Source organism: Vibrio sp. 1069 (genome assembly GCF_033340555.1).
The window spans coordinates 184,608-203,485 of the sequence record NZ_JAWOWP010000008.1; the positions used below are offsets into that span (position 1 = coordinate 184,608).

Annotated in this window: 19 protein-coding genes and 1 other RNA gene; 9 read left to right on the plus strand and 11 right to left on the minus strand. The window is 44.3% G+C overall.

Features of this window, described 5'->3' with window-relative positions; all coding sequences use genetic code 11:
- The first annotated feature begins 407 nt into the window (after positions 1 to 407).
- A complete protein-coding gene (locus R7040_RS14330; protein WP_005380970.1) occupies positions 408 to 614 on the plus strand; it encodes a DUF1107 domain-containing protein in 207 nt (68 codons plus the stop codon).
- Positions 615 to 679: 65 nt separating this feature from the next.
- Here R7040_RS14330 and R7040_RS14335 read toward each other — a convergent pair whose 3' ends face one another.
- The 3 genes from R7040_RS14335 to R7040_RS14345 are packed head-to-tail and all read right to left on the minus strand — an operon-like array spanning position 680 to position 3,700.
- On the minus strand, positions 680 to 1,888 hold the full coding sequence (locus R7040_RS14335; protein ID WP_033907445.1) for an FAD-dependent 2-octaprenylphenol hydroxylase: 1,209 nt from the start codon (positions 1,886 to 1,888) through the stop codon (positions 680 to 682).
- A gap of 31 nt (positions 1,889 to 1,919) precedes the next feature.
- On the minus strand, positions 1,920 to 3,098 hold the full coding sequence (ubiH, locus tag R7040_RS14340) for a 2-octaprenyl-6-methoxyphenyl hydroxylase (RefSeq protein WP_005380974.1): 1,179 nt from the start codon (positions 3,096 to 3,098) through the stop codon (positions 1,920 to 1,922).
- 23 nt (positions 3,099 to 3,121) lie between these two features.
- Positions 3,122 to 3,700: a YecA family protein gene (locus tag R7040_RS14345; RefSeq protein ID WP_005380976.1), complete on the minus strand. Its 579-nt coding sequence runs from the start codon at positions 3,698 to 3,700 to the stop codon at positions 3,122 to 3,124.
- Positions 3,701 to 3,949: 249 nt separating this feature from the next.
- Here R7040_RS14345 and R7040_RS14350 point away from each other — a divergent pair, with 249 nt between their 5' ends.
- From R7040_RS14350 to serA, 5 genes are all read left to right on the plus strand, one after another.
- On the plus strand, positions 3,950 to 4,258 hold the full coding sequence (locus tag R7040_RS14350) for a cell division protein ZapA (RefSeq protein ID WP_005384553.1): 309 nt from the start codon (positions 3,950 to 3,952) through the stop codon (positions 4,256 to 4,258).
- A gap of 8 nt (positions 4,259 to 4,266) precedes the next feature.
- Positions 4,267 to 4,451: non-coding RNA, 6S RNA (gene ssrS, locus R7040_RS14355), on the plus strand.
- 5 nt (positions 4,452 to 4,456) lie between these two features.
- The gene (locus R7040_RS14360) at positions 4,457 to 5,056 is read left to right on the plus strand and encodes a 5-formyltetrahydrofolate cyclo-ligase (protein ID WP_005384552.1); all 600 of its coding nucleotides are present in this window, start codon (positions 4,457 to 4,459) and stop codon (positions 5,054 to 5,056) included.
- 53 nt (positions 5,057 to 5,109) lie between these two features.
- Positions 5,110 to 5,766 (plus strand): ribose-5-phosphate isomerase RpiA, encoded by a 657-nt coding sequence (gene rpiA, locus R7040_RS14365; RefSeq protein WP_005380982.1) that lies wholly within the window; start codon positions 5,110 to 5,112, stop codon positions 5,764 to 5,766.
- A 274-nt stretch (positions 5,767 to 6,040) separates the two neighbouring features.
- A complete protein-coding gene (gene serA, locus R7040_RS14370; protein WP_017821632.1) occupies positions 6,041 to 7,273 on the plus strand; it encodes a phosphoglycerate dehydrogenase in 1,233 nt (410 codons plus the stop codon).
- A gap of 71 nt (positions 7,274 to 7,344) precedes the next feature.
- Here serA and R7040_RS14375 read toward each other — a convergent pair whose 3' ends face one another.
- Together R7040_RS14375 and R7040_RS14380 are read right to left on the minus strand one after the other, a co-directional pair.
- On the minus strand, positions 7,345 to 8,037 hold the full coding sequence (locus tag R7040_RS14375) for an oxidative stress defense protein (protein ID WP_005384550.1): 693 nt from the start codon (positions 8,035 to 8,037) through the stop codon (positions 7,345 to 7,347).
- Between the two features lie 208 nt (positions 8,038 to 8,245).
- Positions 8,246 to 9,142: a LysR family transcriptional regulator ArgP gene (locus R7040_RS14380; protein WP_005380990.1), complete on the minus strand. Its 897-nt coding sequence runs from the start codon at positions 9,140 to 9,142 to the stop codon at positions 8,246 to 8,248.
- A 147-nt stretch (positions 9,143 to 9,289) separates the two neighbouring features.
- Between R7040_RS14380 and R7040_RS14385 the strand changes: the two genes are divergently transcribed.
- Complete coding sequence (locus R7040_RS14385; RefSeq protein ID WP_031780897.1) at positions 9,290 to 9,919, plus strand: LysE/ArgO family amino acid transporter; 630 nt, start codon at positions 9,290 to 9,292, stop codon at positions 9,917 to 9,919.
- A 26-nt stretch (positions 9,920 to 9,945) separates the two neighbouring features.
- Entirely contained in the window at positions 9,946 to 10,428 is a 483-nt protein-coding gene (locus R7040_RS14390) for a YbaK/EbsC family protein (protein WP_005380994.1), read from the plus strand.
- A 47-nt stretch (positions 10,429 to 10,475) separates the two neighbouring features.
- Here the strand turns inward: R7040_RS14390 and mscS are convergent, their stop codons facing one another.
- From mscS to R7040_RS14415, 5 genes are all read right to left on the minus strand, one after another.
- Complete coding sequence (gene mscS / locus R7040_RS14395; protein WP_005380995.1) at positions 10,476 to 11,342, minus strand: small-conductance mechanosensitive channel MscS; 867 nt, start codon at positions 11,340 to 11,342, stop codon at positions 10,476 to 10,478.
- A gap of 424 nt (positions 11,343 to 11,766) precedes the next feature.
- Positions 11,767 to 12,843 carry a class II fructose-bisphosphate aldolase gene (fbaA, locus tag R7040_RS14400; protein ID WP_005380996.1) on the minus strand — a complete coding sequence of 359 codons (1,077 nt, stop codon included), beginning with the start codon at positions 12,841 to 12,843 and terminating at the stop codon, positions 11,767 to 11,769.
- Between the two features lie 154 nt (positions 12,844 to 12,997).
- Entirely contained in the window at positions 12,998 to 14,158 is a 1,161-nt protein-coding gene (locus tag R7040_RS14405; protein WP_005384547.1) for a phosphoglycerate kinase, read from the minus strand.
- A gap of 151 nt (positions 14,159 to 14,309) precedes the next feature.
- Positions 14,310 to 15,347 (minus strand): erythrose-4-phosphate dehydrogenase, encoded by a 1,038-nt coding sequence (gene epd / locus R7040_RS14410; RefSeq protein WP_238853083.1) that lies wholly within the window; start codon positions 15,345 to 15,347, stop codon positions 14,310 to 14,312.
- 135 nt (positions 15,348 to 15,482) lie between these two features.
- The gene (locus R7040_RS14415; RefSeq protein ID WP_238853084.1) at positions 15,483 to 17,441 is read right to left on the minus strand and encodes a ligand-gated channel protein; all 1,959 of its coding nucleotides are present in this window, start codon (positions 17,439 to 17,441) and stop codon (positions 15,483 to 15,485) included.
- A gap of 140 nt (positions 17,442 to 17,581) precedes the next feature.
- Here R7040_RS14415 and R7040_RS14420 point away from each other — a divergent pair, with 140 nt between their 5' ends.
- Positions 17,582 to 18,475, plus strand: coding sequence for a LysR family transcriptional regulator (locus tag R7040_RS14420; RefSeq protein ID WP_017633561.1), 894 nt, complete (start codon positions 17,582 to 17,584; stop codon positions 18,473 to 18,475).
- Between the two features lie 91 nt (positions 18,476 to 18,566).
- Here R7040_RS14420 and R7040_RS14425 read toward each other — a convergent pair.
- Positions 18,567 to 18,878 (minus strand): transketolase-like TK C-terminal-containing protein (locus tag R7040_RS14425; protein WP_318081565.1); only part of this gene is annotated, 312 nt, incomplete at its 5' end.

The following is an 18,878-nucleotide window of genomic DNA, read 5'->3' on the forward strand; positions in this document are numbered from 1 at the left end:
TGTAATGCATCTGTGACTATTCGCCCGCTGAAGCGGGCTTTTTTTTACGTGGAACTTTTTCTCTTTCATTTCCTCTAATCGTTAGAACGTAAAGTGTGTTACGCGAAGCACGACCTTAATAGAAACAACTAGCAAACAACCGTTTTCGTTCTATTCTTAATTCTGTAACAAAACTATTGCTTAATGCGTCACGTAAAAAGGAGTGTATTGGGTAAGGGTTCCTTTAGAGAGGTTATTTTTGGGGTAATCCTCACGCTATTTAAGAGATGACACTGTCAAATTGTCTAAGACAACACAATTCTCTGACGCAACACCCTACATCTGTATTTAATACTATTGCTGTCACAATAATTTTCGCGTCCAGAACGTAGAATACCTAGGCTAGGTTAGATAAAAGGAAAGTAAATATGAGACTGTTTAAGCGCTATACACCAAGTATGATTGCTAAACATATAAGTCGTCTTTTTAAAGGAAGAATTTATATTTACGGGGTCGGTAGATTCGAGTTTGATAACGGTAAGTTAATACTGCCGGAGAAAGCAGAGCAACGCCATTTCCGAGCGGTCAAAGAGATCAATCAAGAAATAATGAAACTCCGATGCGCATATGCTTAGCAAAATGTTGATAAAACAAAGGCTGGATTAACCAGCCTTTTGTGTATTTGAAGTTCGCTTTGCACTTACTGACGCGCCAGATCCGGCAAGTGTCCCTTTAAACCAAGCGCGCGCTTCATGATCTCATCTTTCGCTCCCGGCAGTTGCCCCGCTAAACTTAAGCCAATGCCACGAACGAGCTTCTTAGCTGGGTTCTCGCCAGAGAACAAATCTCGAAACCCTTGCATAGTAGCGATCATCTTTGCCGCTTCCGCTTTTCGCCAACGCTCGTAGCTTCTTAGGTTGCGTTTACTGCCGATATCTTGACCCTGCTTCCAAAGTGCTAATACTTCTTGAGCAAGACTGGCCGCATCTAATAAACCTAAATTCACACCCTGCCCCGCTAATGGGTGAATGGTATGAGCTGCATCACCAACCAGCGCGACTCGCTCGACGACAAAATCTCGCGCATAGCGCATTTTCAAAGGAAACGCAGCACGCTCTCCCACTACTTCACATAGACCAAGTCGAGCATCAAACTCACTCGTCAACGCTTTATTGAAATCATGTTCACTCATTGCCACTAACTGCTCTGCTCGATTTGGCTCCGTGGACCAAACAATAGAGCACATATCTGGTTGCGACATTGGCAAAAATGCCAACGGTCCGTGAGGAGTAAATATCTGGCGCGCAATGCTGTTGTGTGGCATAGCAGTTTTGACATTCGCGACCAAAGCATGATGACCATAGTCCCAATGCGTTAATGGAATATCCATTTGATGGCGAAGCCACGAATTCGCCCCATCGGCTCCGACCACTAATTTAGCGGTCATGGCTTGGCCATTATCGAGCGTCAGCCAGCTTTCTTGCTCACCGACCGCGAGAGTCGCGCAACGTGCAGGCATAAACATAGTGACGTTATCGAGCTTTTGGACTTGTTCAAGCAGCGCAAGTTGAATCACACGATTCTCAACAATATGCCCTAAATCAGGTTGTGCCATACTTTGTGCATTAAATTCAATGCTGGCAAAGCTATCTTGTTCCCATACTTCCATGCCATGGTAAGGCGAAGCTCGGCGCTGTTCTATGCCCTGCCAAGCACCAAGTTTACGCAAAATCGTCTCACTAGAGCGGCTCAGCGCAGACACACGAACATCGGGTAATTCTTTCAACGAATCATCTGGCACTTTACCTTCAATAACGGCGACACGCAGATCACTGTCTTTGAACGCGGCAGCAAGTGCCAACCCAACCATCCCTCCGCCGATGATGGCGATATCTACACTTTGCATCATTGCTTTTTATTACCTAATTCAGTGCGGCCGTTCATCGTTTTACCAAGCCAAGTGTATGGCGTAGTAGCGGCTGCTTAAAAATAGAAAGGTTATCCATCGCTGCTAAGGCAGTATTTCGGCCAATTCGCATCGCGGGTAAATCATTTGAAAAAACATGCACTAAGGCACTGGTTAGCCAAATAGTTTCGCTTCGATCTGCTTCTCTACGTTGACTAAAGCGCATCAGGCCTTGATAAAGACCCACATCCTCACTTTGCTGCACAATTTCTTCTGCTAGTGAGACTACATCGCGAATACCGAGATTAAAGCCTTGTCCAGCTATCGGGTGCAGCGTTTGCGCCGCATTTCCAACAATCGCAAAGCGATGTGAAATATTTTGCTTTCGATGGCGAAGAAGCAATGGGTAACTTGCACGGCGCCCCACTTTTTTCATCGCGCCTAAACGCCAACCAAAATCGTTCTGTAAACGCTGGAGAAATGCTTGATCAGATAACTCAAGAACGGCTTGGGCTTCTTCAGGGTGCAAACACCAAACTAAGGACATTCGATTGTCACTCATTGGCAATAAAGCAACAGGGCCATTCTCAGTAAAACGTTCAAAGGCTCTACCTTGATGAGGTTCTTGAGTCACAATATTGGCAATGACAGCCACTTGTTCAAAATCTTGCTCAGAAAGTTCTAGACCAATTTTCTGACAACAGGTCGAAACAGCACCATCTGCAGCCACCAGCAGTTTTGCTTCAAGTTGCTCACCACTTTTCAACGTCACATGGGTACAGTTTTGCTCGCGCTCGATATCGGTAACGGAGTCAGGACAAAACAGCGTAATTGACTCGCTACTGTCTAATAATTCTTGATATACACGCCCAACATCGGCTAATTCTACAACATACCCTAGAGCTTCAACCCCAACCTCTTGCTTGGTAATCTCCGTCATCCCAGCATGAGAACGGTCAGAAACGTGGATATGTTCAATGGGTGTGACAAACGGTTCTACTGACGTCCAGAGCTGTAGTTGACGCAACAGATTGACAGTACCGTAAGACAATGCGATTGAGCGAGAGTCAAAACCAGGGTGCATATCTGATTGTGCTTTAAAAGGCTCAACGACGGCAATGCGGAGCTTTCCCTGAGACAAATGGTCAATCGCCAATGCTAACGTTGCACCAGCCATGGCACCACCAGCAATGACTACATCATATTGCTTCATACTAACCTCTGGACGGTCTACGATTAGTGAATAGTAGGTTTTTTGTCGCTGCTTTCAGGACGAACACCAAATTCAGCATGAATCGTTAGTACGCAAGCTTTGATGTGCTCAATCACTTGCTCTAGCAATTGCGCTTGTTCACCAAGATCGTCATCTTCATCAATGCCTAATTTGGCAATCTCTTCTAGATCAGCCAGTGCTTCTTTAGCGTCATCAGATGCTTTGTTAAGCGCAACGCCTGCTAGACCTAGCCCAGAAATAAAGTGGTTTACAAAGTCGGACACACTGTCGGCTAATGCGAATAAGCCTTCTTCGCCCGGCTCATCTGGCAATAGTAAAGACAGCTCCATTGATGTGCCAGTAAGCTCATTAACAGTAACGTTGAATATGCTCTGAGCAAAAGTGAGTGCTGTCGAGGGCCACCCCATCCCATCATTGGTGTAGTCAAAGAGAATCGGCTGCCAAGTTTGATCATTGATCGCCAATCCACCACTTAACATGCCAACAAATAAGCCATGTAACTCCGCCGGTGTCACAGCCAGGCTTGCCGATTGCAGTTCAGCAGCAATAGATTGGTATTCAGGAAGGGTGATTTCACTCATAACTTGGCTCATTCTTGCGTAATAATGTATTGGTATATCCTACCATCAAGGTTAGTGGTCTGAAACGGCTATCAAATTCAATTTTGGACAGCATTTGTTCAATTTGCCCAATTCCTGTGTGATCTCGTCATCATTTCTCTTTCTGTGATGGGAAATGCTTGAATCTTAATAGCGGTTTTCCTATAGTTTGCTCCTCGGTAGTTGTATGAAGCAACACCTTAGATAGCGCGAATATAGAGTTTATTCATCATGAGCAATCAAGCGATCGACGTTGAAATATTAGGCAAACTTACACGAGTGAATTGTCCGACAGGACAAGAAGAGTCTCTTGTTGCAGCGGCAAAAGATCTGGATCGCCGATTGAAAGAAATGAGCGAACGTACTAAGGTAACCAATGAAATCCAACTGCTGACCTTTGCTGCATTGAATATTTGCTATGAGTTGCACACCAAGTCATACGAATCCAATGGTCAACAGCAAGAAATTACTGAGCGAATGGAAAAGCTCACCGCGTCTTTAGAGAACGCACTAAGCAAAGTTACGCAAGGACAGCAGTAAATACAAAATTTACCCTGGGGTGTGCGTCAGCAGGATTTAAGTCCCTGAGCCGATAAGCAATACCTAAGGGTTAGTATTTGGTAACTATTGAGCAAGCTCGGCATGCACCGAGAAGCCTACGGTTGTCATTGCTGATCCGCCTTGAACCAGCTGGTTCAAGGGCCACAATCCTCAACGGCACCCTGGGGTATTCTCTCTATGTCAGACCTCTCTCGACAAGACTTCCGCAAACTGATTCGTGAAAAGCGCAACGCTCTGTGCAGTGATACGCAATACCAAGCGGGAATCGACCTTATTACTCAATTTTCCCAACTTCCTGAAATCGATCAGGCGCAACATATTGCCATCTACCTTTCTGCAGACGGTGAGCTTGATACTAAACCGCTCATTGAATGGTTATGGCAACAGGGAAAATCGGTTTATCTGCCCGTCATCCATCCCTTTTCTAAAGGTCAGTTACTGTTTCTTCAGTATATAAGTGATGAACAGCTCGTCTACAACAAGTACGGCATCTTAGAGCCCAAGCTCGATATCAGACACCTCAAACCCGTTCGCCAGCTTGATTTAATCTGCACGCCTTTAGTTGGGTTCGACAGTATCGGACACCGCTTAGGCATGGGCGGAGGGTACTACGATCGCACTCTATCACGTTGGTTTATAACTGGAGAGGGAGCTAAACCTGTTGGTATCGCTCATGACTGCCAACATGTAGAACGCTTACCAATTGAAAGCTGGGATATTCCATTACCTAAGATCGTGACCCCAAGCCAAATATGGCAATGGGAAAGTGACAAGTAAGCCGCTATAATCACGCCCGCAAACGTTAACGAACATCTATTCAGGAGATTGGCATGACTCAAGATGAAATGAAAAAAGCGGCTGGTTGGGCAGCACTAAAATATGTTGAGAAAGGCAGCATTGTCGGTGTTGGTACTGGCTCTACCGTGAATCACTTCATCGATGCACTAGGCACTATCAAAGATGATATTAAAGGTGCAGTGTCTAGCTCTGTCGCTTCAACTGAGCGCCTTAAAGAGCTTGGTATTGAAGTATACGAGTGTAACGATGTAATGAAGCTGGATGTGTATGTTGATGGCGCAGATGAGATCAACCCAGCACGTGAAATGATCAAAGGCGGCGGCGCGGCTCTGACTCGTGAGAAAATTGTCGCAGCAATCTCTGATAAGTTCGTATGTATCGTTGACGGCACTAAAGCAGTTGACGTACTTGGCCAGTTCCCATTGCCTGTTGAAGTAATCCCAATGGCACGCTCTTACGTGGCTCGTGAATTGGTAAAACTAGGTGGTGATCCAGCTTACCGTGAAGGCGTTGTGACTGACAACGGCAACGTGATTCTGGATGTGCACAATATGCAAATTACCAACCCGAAAGAAATGGAAGACAAAATAAACGGCATCGCTGGTGTGGTGACTGTGGGTCTTTTCGCTCATCGTGGTGCAGACGTAGTGATCACTGGCACACCAGAAGGTGCAAAAATTGAAGAGTAAATAACAGCCCAAAATGAACCTATCTGGTTCACTTTTCTGTTATTTCATTACATACGGTGCTGAAAGGCACCGTTTTTTATTCCTTTCTATAAGAAAATTATCTCTTATTCCGTAATTTTCTTACCCAAAGCAATTTTTTTTTGTTACTTTATTGAACAGAAGACGCACAGGGAAACGTTTGTCTTCCTACAAAACTGTTAATTATCCCCTTTTTAATAGTTTTGCCCAATGTGCGCCACATTAGCCCACCTTTCCATTTTAAGGACGAGAAAAAATGGCCAAAGTTTCACTGGAAAAAGAAAAGATTAAGATCCTCTTGTTAGAGGGACTCCACCCTTCTTCAGTTGAAGTTCTTCAAGCAGCTGGTTATACCAACATTGAATACCATAAAGGTTCCCTTCCGGAAGAAGAACTAATTGAAGCAGTAAAAGACGTGCACTTCATTGGTATCCGCTCCCGTACGAACCTATCCGAAGAGGTAATCAATGCGGCGAACAAGCTGGTTGCAATTGGCTGTTTTTGTATTGGTACTAACCAAGTAAACCTAGATGCAGCAGCAAAACGCGGTATTCCTGTCTTTAATGCACCATTCTCTAACACTCGAAGCGTGGCAGAGCTTGTACTTGGGCAAATCCTTTTACTAGTGCGTGGTATTCCTGAAAAGAATGCACTTGCACATCGCGGTATTTGGAAGAAAAGTGCAGACAACTCTTACGAAGCTCGTGGTAAGTGCCTTGGCATTATCGGATACGGTCACATTGGTACGCAGCTTGGTATTATTGCCGAAAACTTAGGTATGCGCGTTTACTACTACGATATTGAGAACAAACTGTCCCTTGGTAATGCGACGCAAGTACATACCATGAGTGAACTATTGAACAAATGTGATGTGATTTCTTTGCACGTTCCCGAAACACCGGAAACGAAAAACATGATGGGTGAAGCTGAATTTGCTCGAATGAAACCAGGTTCCATCTTTATCAACGCGGCACGTGGCACCGTTGTGGATATTCCTGCACTTTGCCATAGCTTAGAAGCTGGTCACCTTGCCGGCGCTGCAATTGATGTATTCCCAACTGAACCAAAAACGAATGCTGACCCGTTCGAGTCTCCTTTACAAAAATTCGATAACGTCATCCTCACTCCACACGTTGGTGGTTCAACACAAGAAGCACAAGAAAATATCGGCTTAGAAGTGGCGGGTAAACTGGCTAAGTACTCTGATAACGGATCGACACTTTCAAGCGTAAACTTCCCTGAAGTGTCATTGCCAGAACACAGTGGTGAGTGCTCTCGTCTGCTTCATATCCATAAGAACCGTCCTGGTATTCTAACTCAGATCAACACCATCTTTGCTGAAGAAGGCATTAACATTGCCGCGCAGTACCTACAAACAGCCGCTGAAATAGGCTACGTAGTGATCGACGTTGAAACTGAACGAGCAGAAGAAGCTCTAACAAAGCTCAAAAACATTGAAGGCACAATCCGTGCTCGTATCCTGCATTAAACTGTGAAATAGAAATGACAAAGGCAGGGGTTGTAACTCCCTGCCTTTTGCTTTTTACTGTTTGCTAAGCCTTACTTTAGCTTATAAATGACATCGACTTGATCGCGAATGATCATGGTTGAATCTTGGTAGCTATTCGCTCCTTCTTTACTATCCATCGCCATTGAACGCATTAACACAGGCTGAACGTGCATCTGTCTGTAATTGATCTGCCATACATCGCCCAACTTTTTCTCAAAACCAGTCGCTAATGACCCTGCTTTTTCTCTTGCGTCCTTAATCGCAGCCATTCGTGCCTTTTGCTGATACTCGGCTTGGTTGCTTACCTTAAGTTGAATATTATCAACCTGATTAATTCCCGCTTCTAACGCCATATCTAGGTATTGGTTAAGGTTTTTCAGATCCGTCACCGTGACATCAATACTGCGAGATGCTCGATACCCAACAAGTTCTGCTTTTCCTGATTTAGGGTAATGGTACTGAGGAGCAAGGTATAAATTCGAGCTAGTAATATTGTCTTTTGACAAGCCGGCATCCGATAAGCTTTTTAGAAACTCTTCAACGGTTTTATCTACGGACAATTTCGCTTGTTCGGCCGTCATTGTCGTATCGACTACTTTTACAGAAAACGTAGCCATATCAGGTGTGGCCGTCACTTCGCCATACCCCGTTGTCGTAACATGAGCAAACTCTGGCGTATTCGCCAAAACTGAAGCACTGGTAAGGCTGAGTGCTGAAGCCAGCAAAAATGAATACAATTTCATTCAATAAATCCATCCATACAAAATTAAGTACTTAATCTCAGATTCCAACATCACTATCATGGCTGAGAAAGCGTGTGGTTTCATAATAGAAACTTCCGCCGATTATCCAAGCACCCATAGTGACTTCTAACACAACTTTGACTATGTAACATTGGCGTAATTTTTAAACAAAACACACTTAAGTTAACGATATGCAGCTCTGACGAACTTATTGAGGTAGATGCTGCTGCGCATACCCCACTATCGCATGTGAGATTTCTTGTAGTACCCCAGTTTCTAACTGCCAGTGGTGCCAATAAATCCGATGGGACATTAAAAAACCTGGAGTCACATCAACCAACACACCTCTGTCTAATTCGTCGGTAATTTGCAAGCGGGGGATCAAGCAATAAGCTACACCAGCTAACGCCACTTTTAGAAACGCTTCAGAACTACTGATGTTGTGATGAATAACGCTGTCAGGATTGACGTTAAAGTGCTCGGTAAGAAATGTTTTATGTAGATCATCATATTGGTCATATGAAACGGCCGGTGCTTTTGCCAATGTCTGATTATTTACGCCTTTAGAAAAATAACGCTGATAGAACTCTGGGCTCGCGACACAAACATAATCGATGCGACCTAAATAGTCTGCTCTGCATCCGGGGATTGGCTGGGACTCCAAGCTGATCGCTCCTGTCACTTCGCCACTTTTGAGTTTTTCAATAGAGCGGTATTCACCATAGATAGTCAGTTTTAGTTCAACTTGACGCTGCTTCATAACATTTTGCAGCGCTGGCAGTAGCCATGTTGCAAGGCTATCTGCATTAGTCGCTAAAGAGAGTTGCACAGGTCGCGTACTGGTATCATTTTTTAGTTCGGGGAGAATTTCATGCTCTAGCAAGCGTACTCGCCGATAAAGACCCAACAATTTTTTACCAATTGGCGTTGGCTTAGGTGGCTGGCTTCGAATTAAAACAGGCTGCGCGAGAAACTTCTCTAACTGCTTGATACGTTGAGAAATGGCGGATTGAGAAACAAATAAATGCTCGGCAGCACGCTCAAAGCTACCCTGATAAACTATAGCGTCTAATGCCTCAATCCATTTGTAATCTAACCCTCGCATACCTTTCCTCTCACTCCTGATCAAACGCCTCCCGTTAAATTAGTCTATCTAATGTAAGATTAAAATCATTAATTATACTTATTTAGATAAACGCTTTATCTTTCCCTTTTCTGTAAATGTATTTGTTATTTTGAAGTGAGGTGAAGTGTGAGCTTGTGGGTTCTATTGCAAGGTTTTGGTTTAGGAGCATCAATGATCATTCCGATCGGCGCGCAAAATGCGTATGTTTTGAATCAAGGCATAAAGCGTAACCACCATCTAACAACCGCCACTATTTGTAGCGTGCTAGATATGATTTTCATCTCTCTAGGTATCTTTGGTGGTGGTGCAATTCTGTCTCAAAATGAAATCTTACTGACGTCGGTGACACTTGGCGGTATTGCTTTCTTGAGCTTCTATGGACTGCTCTCGCTAAAAAGTGCTTTTAAGCCAGAGAGTGAATCGGAATCAAAAGGGGAGATCGTAGCTCGAGGTCGTCGAACGGTTATTCTAGGTGCGTTAGCTGTCACTGTGCTTAATCCGCACTTATATTTAGATACAGTCGTTATTCTAGGTTCGATCGGTGGACAATTTGAAGGCCATGATCGCATTGCTTTTGCACTAGGTACGATTATGGCTTCCTTTGTTTGGTTCTACACTTTATCGATAGGAGCAGCCAAACTAGGTCCAACACTCTCTCAACCAAAAGTGAAAAAAACCATCGACATTGCAATCGCAATGATGATGTTCACAATAGCATATATCTTAGCGAGTGAGCTTATTGATAAGTATTGGTAATCACCAGGTAGTAAGGCAGCAAAGACATGGAGTCACTAAAACGTATTTATAACAACAATAGAGAGCGATTCAACGCGCTCTCTATTCCTTTTCGGGAATGGCAGCACGAAGCCATTTTAGACTTTGAGACAGATATACGCATTGCGAGAGAGCTTGGTTGGACGGGTACGCATACCAAAAGCCTCTTTTTAACACTCAAAGGACAAGGTTACGCGGTTTATCTGACAGATAAGGACTCGCGCCTCGATGCCAAGCAGATTAAAGCGATTACAGGTAAACGTCCCTCTATTTGTAATGACGATGAAATGGTCGAAGTGTTAGGTTGCGTACCCGGCGCGGTTTGCCCAATAGGCTTACCGGAATACATCACTATCATTGTTGATACCAATCTCTATCAACATCAAGAGTTGCTGTATACGCCTGGCTTACCTGAGTTCACATTTGGATTTGCAGGTAAACATCTAAAACGCCTCTTACTTGCTGGTCATCACACCCTTTACGAAATATAAAAAAGCGAGGCCTATTGGCCTCGCTTTTGAATATCGACTGCTTTTGATTAAGCGTCGACTTTGTTCAGGTGAACATCCATTTGTGGGAATGGAATCTCGATACCATTTTCATCCAATGCTTCTTTAATACCTTGCATTGCATCAAAGTATACGCCCCAGTAATCTGCAGTTTTCACCCATGGACGAACCACAAAGTTAACTGAAGAGTCCGCTAACGTAAGTACACCAATTGTGATATCTGGGTCTTTCAAGATACGTGGATCTTTCTCTAGCGTCTCACGAATCACTTTCTTCGTTAGTTTAAGGTCTGCTTTGTATGAAACACCAATCACTAGGTCGACACGTCGTGTCGCATGGCGAGAGTAGTTAGTAATGGCACCGCCGATAACTGAAGAGTTAGGCACAACAACCATTTTGTTGTCTGGTGTTTTTAGAACGGTTTGGAAGATTTGAATTGCTTCAACACTACCCGCTACACCACCGATTTCTACGTAGTCGCCTGATTTGAATGGACGGAACGCAACAATAAGTACGCCTGCTGCAAAGTTTGATAGTGAACCTTGTAGTGCAAGACCAACAGCAAGACCTGCCGCACCAATCACAGCAACAACAGAAGCGGTTTGAACTCCTAATCGACCAAGAGCCGCGATTAGCACGATTACAAATAGCAAGTAACGAACAAGACCGTGAATAAATTCAACGACGGCCTTATCCATGTTTTTCTTTTCTAGTACTTTAGAAACACTACCAGCGACTGCCTTAACGATAAGATTACCGATAAACAGAATAAGCAGCGCAGAGATAATGTTCACACCGTACTGAACCAGTAGATCTGAATTGTTTGTCAGCCAAGTTTCAGCCTGAGTTAGACCATCCGTTAAAGTGGTATCGATACCCACCGATTCACCTGCCATAATTCTTATCCTCAAAAATAAAGAGATATAAATCCAATTGCCGTTAATTTATGAACCTTGTTTTTTAAAGGCTCTTTTCTAAAACAACATCCCTATTGCTCCACTGAACAGTGTCAGATTTTTGGCACAATATCCCAACTCTGACTTTTTTCAAAGTCAGAGTTTCGCAAAGATATGCAAAACAAGACTTTATCAGAGCTTTCTGACACTGACTTGTTACAGGTTACGCAATGCACTCTGATTTCGCCACTCTTAAGACTGATATTCCCATGTTTTCTTTAAAAAAACGTTAAAGGTGAGATATCTCACTAGCAAATACAACCTAACGCATAAAAATATCGGGAGAAAGCAGCGGGGAAGAAAGTGATAGACATAAAAAAACCCGCTCAAAGAGCGGGTTTTTAAGTAACTTAATCAATAACGATTATAGTACGTCAACTGCGTTAAGGTCAGCAAATGCTTGCTCTAGACGAGTAACCATTGAAGCTTGGCCTGCACGTAGCCATACGCGTGGATCGTAGTACTTCTTGTTTGGTGCATCTTCACCAGTTGGGTTACCGATCTGACCTTGTAGGTAATCGTGGTTTTCAGCTTCGAACTTACGGATACCATCCCAAGTAGCCCACTGTGTATCAGTATCGATGTTCATTTTGATTACACCGTAGCCGATAGATTCACGGATTTCTTCTAGAGAAGAACCTGAACCGCCGTGGAATACGAAGTTTAGAGAGTTCGCTGGAAGACCGAATTTCTCAGAAACGTGCGCTTGAGAATCACGTAGGATAGTTGGAGTTAGTACAACGTTACCTGGCTTGTATACGCCGTGTACGTTACCGAAAGATGCTGCGATAGTGAAACGGTGGCTGATTGCGCTTAGTTTCTCGTATGCGTATGCAACGTCTTCTGGAGAAGTGTATAGCTCAGACGCATCCATATCAGAGTTGTCAACGCCGTCTTCTTCACCACCAGTACAACCTAGTTCGATTTCTAGAGTCATGTTCATTTTAGCCATGCGCTCTAGGTACTTAGCAGAAATTTCGATGTTCTCTTCTAGAGACTCTTCAGAAAGGTCGATCATGTGAGAAGAGAATAGTGGCTTACCAGTTTGCGCGAAGTACTCTTCACCAGCGTCTAGTAGACCGTCGATCCAAGGAAGTAGTTTCTTAGCTGCGTGGTCAGTGTGTAGGATTACTGGAACACCGTAAGCTTCAGCTACAGCGTGAACGTATTTCGCACCAGCAACAGCACCTAGGATTTGAGCTTCTTGACCTTCAAGTTTTAGACCTTTACCAGCAAAGAAAGCAGCGCCACCGTTAGAGAACTGAACGATAACTGGAGCTTTAACTTTTGCAGCTGCTTCAAGTACTGCGTTTACAGAGTCAGTACCCACACAGTTTACTGCTGGAAGTGCAAAGCTGTTTTCTTTTGCAACTTCAAATACTTTCTGAACGTCATCGCCAGAGATAACACCTGGTTTTACGAAGTCGAAGATCTTAGACATGGATGTAATCCTATTTATCTGTCGTTTTTAAACAAAACTTGTTAAGTTGAAAATCTTGCAAACGTTTGCTCACAACTGAGGCTATTCTAGCAGAGTTCCTCACACGTTGCAGCAAACAAGAAAGCGGGAGAATCACTCCCCCGCTTTGCTTTAATTACTTAGCGCGTGCTTCTAGCATTTCTACTGCTGGAAGAACTTTACCTTCTACGAACTCAAGGAAAGCGCCGCCGCCAGTAGAGATGTAAGATACATCCGCTTTGATACCGAACTTGTCGATAGCCGCTAGCGTGTCACCACCACCAGCAACAGAGAAGCCTTCAGAAGCTGCGATAGCTTCAGAGATGCCTTTAGTACCTGCTTCGAAGTTCTTGAATTCGAATACGCCTACTGGACCATTCCATAGGATAGTCTTAGCGTTTTTAAGGATTTCAGCTAGTTCAGCAGTTGAATCTGGACCAAGGTCGAAGATCATGTCGTCGTCTTGTACTTCAGAAACGTGCTTGATTTCAGCTTCTGCGTTCTCGTCAAATGCTTTCGCACATGCAACGTCAGTTGCTACTGGAATTGCACACTCGTCCATTAGCTTCTTAGCTGTTTCAACTAGGTCTGCTTCGTATAGAGACTTACCAACGTTGTGGCCAGCAGCTGCGATGAATGTGTTAGCAATACCACCACCAACAACGAGTTGGTCAGCGATTTTAGATAGAGACTCAAGAACAGTTAGCTTAGTAGAAACTTTTGAACCACCTACGATAGCAACCATTGGACGAGCTGGCTTGTCCATTGCTTTGCCTAGCGCTTCTAGTTCGTTCGCTAGTAGAGGACCAGCACATGCTACGTCTGCGTGCATACCAACGCCGTGAGTAGATGCTTGAGCACGGTGAGCCGTACCGAATGCGTCCATTACGAATACGTCACATAGTGCTGCGTATTTCTTAGATAGCTCTTCGTCGTTTTTCTTTTCGCCTTTGTTGAAGCGAACGTTTTCAAGAACAACAAGTTCACCCGCATTTAGCTCTAGGCCATCTAGGTAGTCTTTTGCTAGCTTCACTTCGCAATCTAGTGCGTCGTTTAGGTAATTAACAACTGGTTGTAGAGAGAACTCTTCAGCGTATTCACCTTCAGTTGGGCGACCTAGGTGAGACGTAACCATTACTTTAGCGCCTGCTTCTAGGCAGTGCTTAATAGTTGGAAGAGATGCGATGATACGTGCATCCGAAGTTACTTTACCGTCTTTTACTGGCACGTTTAGGTCAGCACGGATAAATACACGTTTACCTGCAAGATCCAGGTCAGTCATCTTGATTACAGACATGATGTGTCCTCTCAAATATTTAATAATTAAAGTTTTTGAAAACTCGGCAACCCTGCCAAGCCTGTTAATTCTTCAAACTGGTTATAGATATGGAGATATTATGGATTTATTTCAAGGCTAGAAATAAAAATTCTCCATCACTTCTTCGTCATTACTGTTCCACTTGCGAAGAAGCTTGCATTGCTAAGGCAGTATCCAGCATCCGGTTAGCAAAGCCCCATTCGTTGTCGCACCAAACGAGCATTTTTACGAGTTGCCCGTTACTCACTCTAGTCTGGCTTCCATCCACAATCGCACTATGGGGGTCGTGGTTAAAGTCGATGGAAACGAGTGGCGATTCAGTATAGTCAACAATGTTACGTAATGTACACTGAGATGCGTTAACAATGGTTTGATTTACGTCATTAACTTTCACATTTGTACTAATTGTGACACTTAAATCCATTGCAGTGACGTTAACCGTTGGAACACGAACAGAAATTGCTTCGAATTTGTTGGAAAATTTCGGGAAGATTCTTTCAATCCCCTTATGCAACTTAGTGTCCACCGGAATAATAGATTGGCTTGCAGCGCGGGTACGGCGTAAGTCGTTATGATACGCATCAATTACTTGTTGATCGTTCATGGACGAATGAATTGTGGTAATGGTGCCAGACTCTATGCCGAAGGCTTCGTCTAATACTTTAATGATGGGAACGATACAGTTGGTGGTGCAAGAGCCATTGGAGACAACACGGTGCTCGTCTTTCAGAGTTTCGTGGTTCACGCCATAGATAATCGTATTATCTAGGTCGTTTGCGCCCGGGTGCGAAAACAGTACTTTCTTAGCGCCAGCTTCTATATTCGCTTGCCCATCGGCTTGCGAACCAAATACGCCAGTGCAATCCAAGACGATATCAACTTCTAAATCACGCCAAGGAAGTAATTCGATTTCGGAGAGGTGGAGAATGCGAATGGAATCATATTCACCGCTGTCATGATGAACATGCAAATGTTCTTGGTCATGGGAAATTTTTTTACCAAAGCGACCATGACTGGTGTCATATTGCAGTAGGTGTGCCATCGCCTCTGGCTGTGCTAGTTCGTTAACCGCCACAACCTTGATCTGCTGGTGTTTTCCGCTTTCATACACCGCTCGCAGAACATTACGACCTATACGTCCAAATCCATTGATCGCAACCTTTAGCATTTATCCTTCGCCCTACCAAAAATTTCGTGTTACAGATACTACCTGATCAGGCTGACAAACGCACCTGTTGAATCACAGTAAAGCAGGATTAAAAAAGGTCGAGACTATGCTCGACCTTATTACAACGATAGATAATTAAAATGCGACGTCTAAACCTAACCAGTAGCGACGACCATCTTCAATATATCCGTATTCTTCGTAACTGATTTCCTCGTCCAGCAAGTTATAGATAGCGCCTTTAATACGAGTATTGTCGGTTAACTGGTATGTCACACCGGCGTCCACAAAGGTATAAGCTGGCTCTACGATACTGTTTCTTGATGGGCCAGTAACCGGATCCATTTCTTTACCTCGGTACGTGACTTTCGCCCAGCTCTCTAGATCTGTTGTCGTTTGCCAAGTCACATCCACATTAAACAGATGCTTTGGTAACTGCTGCAGCGGCATGCCTTTGTATTCACCTGTTTTTTGCTCTGAGTCGGTAAATGTGTAGCTCGAGCTAAGGTAAATGGTTTCCGTTAACGGCGATGCTAAGGTCGCTTCAATACCTTGTGTGACGGCTTCATCCACGTTAATACGGTACGTTGGATCTGCGCCCCATTGGTTTGGACCATCAGTACAGATAGTGTCTGGACAAACAACACGTGTGATCTTGTCTTTGAATTCGTTATGGAACGCTGTCAAAGAGACATCTAAGCCAGAACCACCTTGATACAAGACGCTGATTTCTTTGTTTAGCGACGTTTCAGGGTCAAGATCTGGGTTACCATAGATATTACCGCCGCCACTGACTTGCGCCCAGCCAGGAGTAATTTCACGTAATTGTGGAGAACGGAAACCTGTTGCCACACCGCCTTTCACCGTCCAAGACGGGTCAACTCGCCATACACCGTAAACACGCGGACTAAAATGCGCGCCATAGTTTTCGTCATGATCTAGACGGCCGCCAAGCGTAACGCTAAACGGATCAGCGATTTTCCATTCATCTTCAATGAAAATAGCCCACTGCGTATTCGATGTTTCAGTCTTCGATGACGCTTTGTTGGAGGTGAAATCCTCAAGCTCTGCATGAGTGGCGTCCACACCCGTCGTCAACGTATGGTTTCCGATACCAGTCACCAAGCTCGATTTGAACGTGGTGTTGGTGATCGTCATCTCACGAGATTTGTTCTCGCTCTCTTCTCGCTGTAAGTAAGTGTCTGAAATGCCAATCGAATCCCAATCACCGTTGTGGCTTACCGTTACGTAATTACGACGATATTCATTCAGTGAGTCTTCACACCCACCACGACACCCAGTGGTCGGCACTGAAAGGCCCACATTACCACGACGACTTTGTGCCGACGTGCCACCTTCTAATTGCACCGAGTGGCGATCATTAATCTGGTAAGTCAGTTTTGAAGAGATACTCTGCATATCTTTATCTTCATAACCGTATTCGATGTCATCTTCTTCTCTGGTTGTGTACTGACCATATACTTGGAGAGATAAATTTTCAGCCAACGGACCATTAACGAAAAAGTTCGCGCTCTGCTCTCCCCCTGAGCGGCTATTCTCTTGTAGTACCGTGCCCAGTTGAACATTACCTGTCCACTCTAGCGCATCTTTTCGTGTGATGACGTTAATCACACCACCAATCGCATCAGAACCGTAAAGCGTCGACATTGGGCCACGAATAACTTCGATTCGCTCAATCGCTTGAAGAGGAGGTAACCAACCTTGTTCGATACCAGGACCGTCACTATTTGGACGAGTTTCACGCGTGCTTTGACGTTTACCGTCGACCAGTATCAAAGTGTATTTAGAACCCATACCACGGATACTAATGTCGGTGGTATCACCACCACCTGTCACGACAACACCTGGCACACTTTTTAGTGCATCAGTCACATCGCGGTAATAACGGGAGTCCAACTCCTCACGTGAAATAACACTAATACTTGCAGGCGCGTCCGCTTGAGATTGCTCGTAGCTTGATGCAGTTACAACCACTGTTTCCATTTTAGAAACTGCATCATTGGCAAAAACATGAGGGACACTGACGAAGGCTAAAATACCAGTTGCGGTAATAACTGGCAGTCTAAGAGTAGACATCTACATCTCCATAATTGATAATGATTATTATTTTCGAAAGTGAATTATTCACAAATAGAATGAGATGCATAGTGAGAGTTATGGAACGGTTCTTTCCATTTATGGAACTCGTACATAACGCAGTAAGGAGTAAAAGAAATATGCACGACTTAGCATCAATTAGAGCCTTTGATGCGCTCAATCAGCATAAAAGTTTGACAGCCGCTGCTAAAGCCCTTAATCAGCCAAAATCAACGCTAAGTCGTCGCTTGGCACAATTAGAAGAAGACTTCGGTCAGGCTCTAACCGCCAGACAAGGTAATCGATTAGTTCTGACAAGAGCTGGAGAGATCTTTGCCCACTACAGCCGCCAGATTCTTGAGTTAAGTGAAGAGAGTTATGATGCACTTCAAGGTTTAACGAACCAAGTTTCAGGGCCACTGCATATTGTTTGTCACACTGCCTTAGTTAGAAGCTGGCTCGGCGGCGTACTCAATCGTTTTCTTGCTGATAATCCCGATGTTAGAGTTCAACTTACCAGTGACTTTTCTGAGGCGCATCATGACCCAGATTTGTTCATCTGGCTCGGTGAACGTAAAGAGCTAGACTGGCGAAAAGAAGTGCTGGGGGTATTTCGCTATACGCCTTTTGCCTCTCCAAATTATCTAAAACAACATGGGCCTATACCGCACCCCAAAGAACTTGAAGCACATCCATGGATCGATTTTGGTTCAGTGCAAGAAAATGGATTGATGCTAGCACACCCTCAACACGGTGAGTTCTTTTTAGAACCCTTTGTTAGTCGCTTATACAGCGACAACATAGCAATGCAAATAGACAGTATCGCGAATGGTCATGGTATTGGACTGCTGCCGACTTGGACAGCATGCGGCTATGAGAAACATCACCCAGGGCGAATCACACCATGCTTAGAAGGTTGGCTTTCTGAGCCTATTTCCATTAACTGCTATACACCAGCAGGACGACCACCACTGCGCTTATCCGTACTTTTAGACTGCATTCACCAAAGCATTCCACAAGGTTGGAAAACCTGACAAAAATAAAAAGGCCATCATAATGATGGCCTTTCTAACTTTAGCGTTTAACAATCGTCGTTTACGTTCGACTGTTTAGACGGTCCTGCAATTACGCTAGCAATTCTTTTGCTGTGTTCACTACGTTTTCAGTCGTGAAGCCAAACATCTCGAATAGCTGACCAGCAGGTGCAGATTCACCGAATGTTGTCATACCGATGATGCGACCGTCGAAGCCAACGTACTTGTACCAGAAATCAGCAATGCCCGCTTCAATAGCGATACGTGCCGTTACGTCTGATGGCAGTACAGATTCACGGTAAGCGGCGTCTTGTTTGTCAAATGCATCTGTTGATGGCATTGAAACAACGCGTACTTTCTTACCTTCAGCAGTTAGCTGTGCTGCTGCTTCTACTGCTAGTTC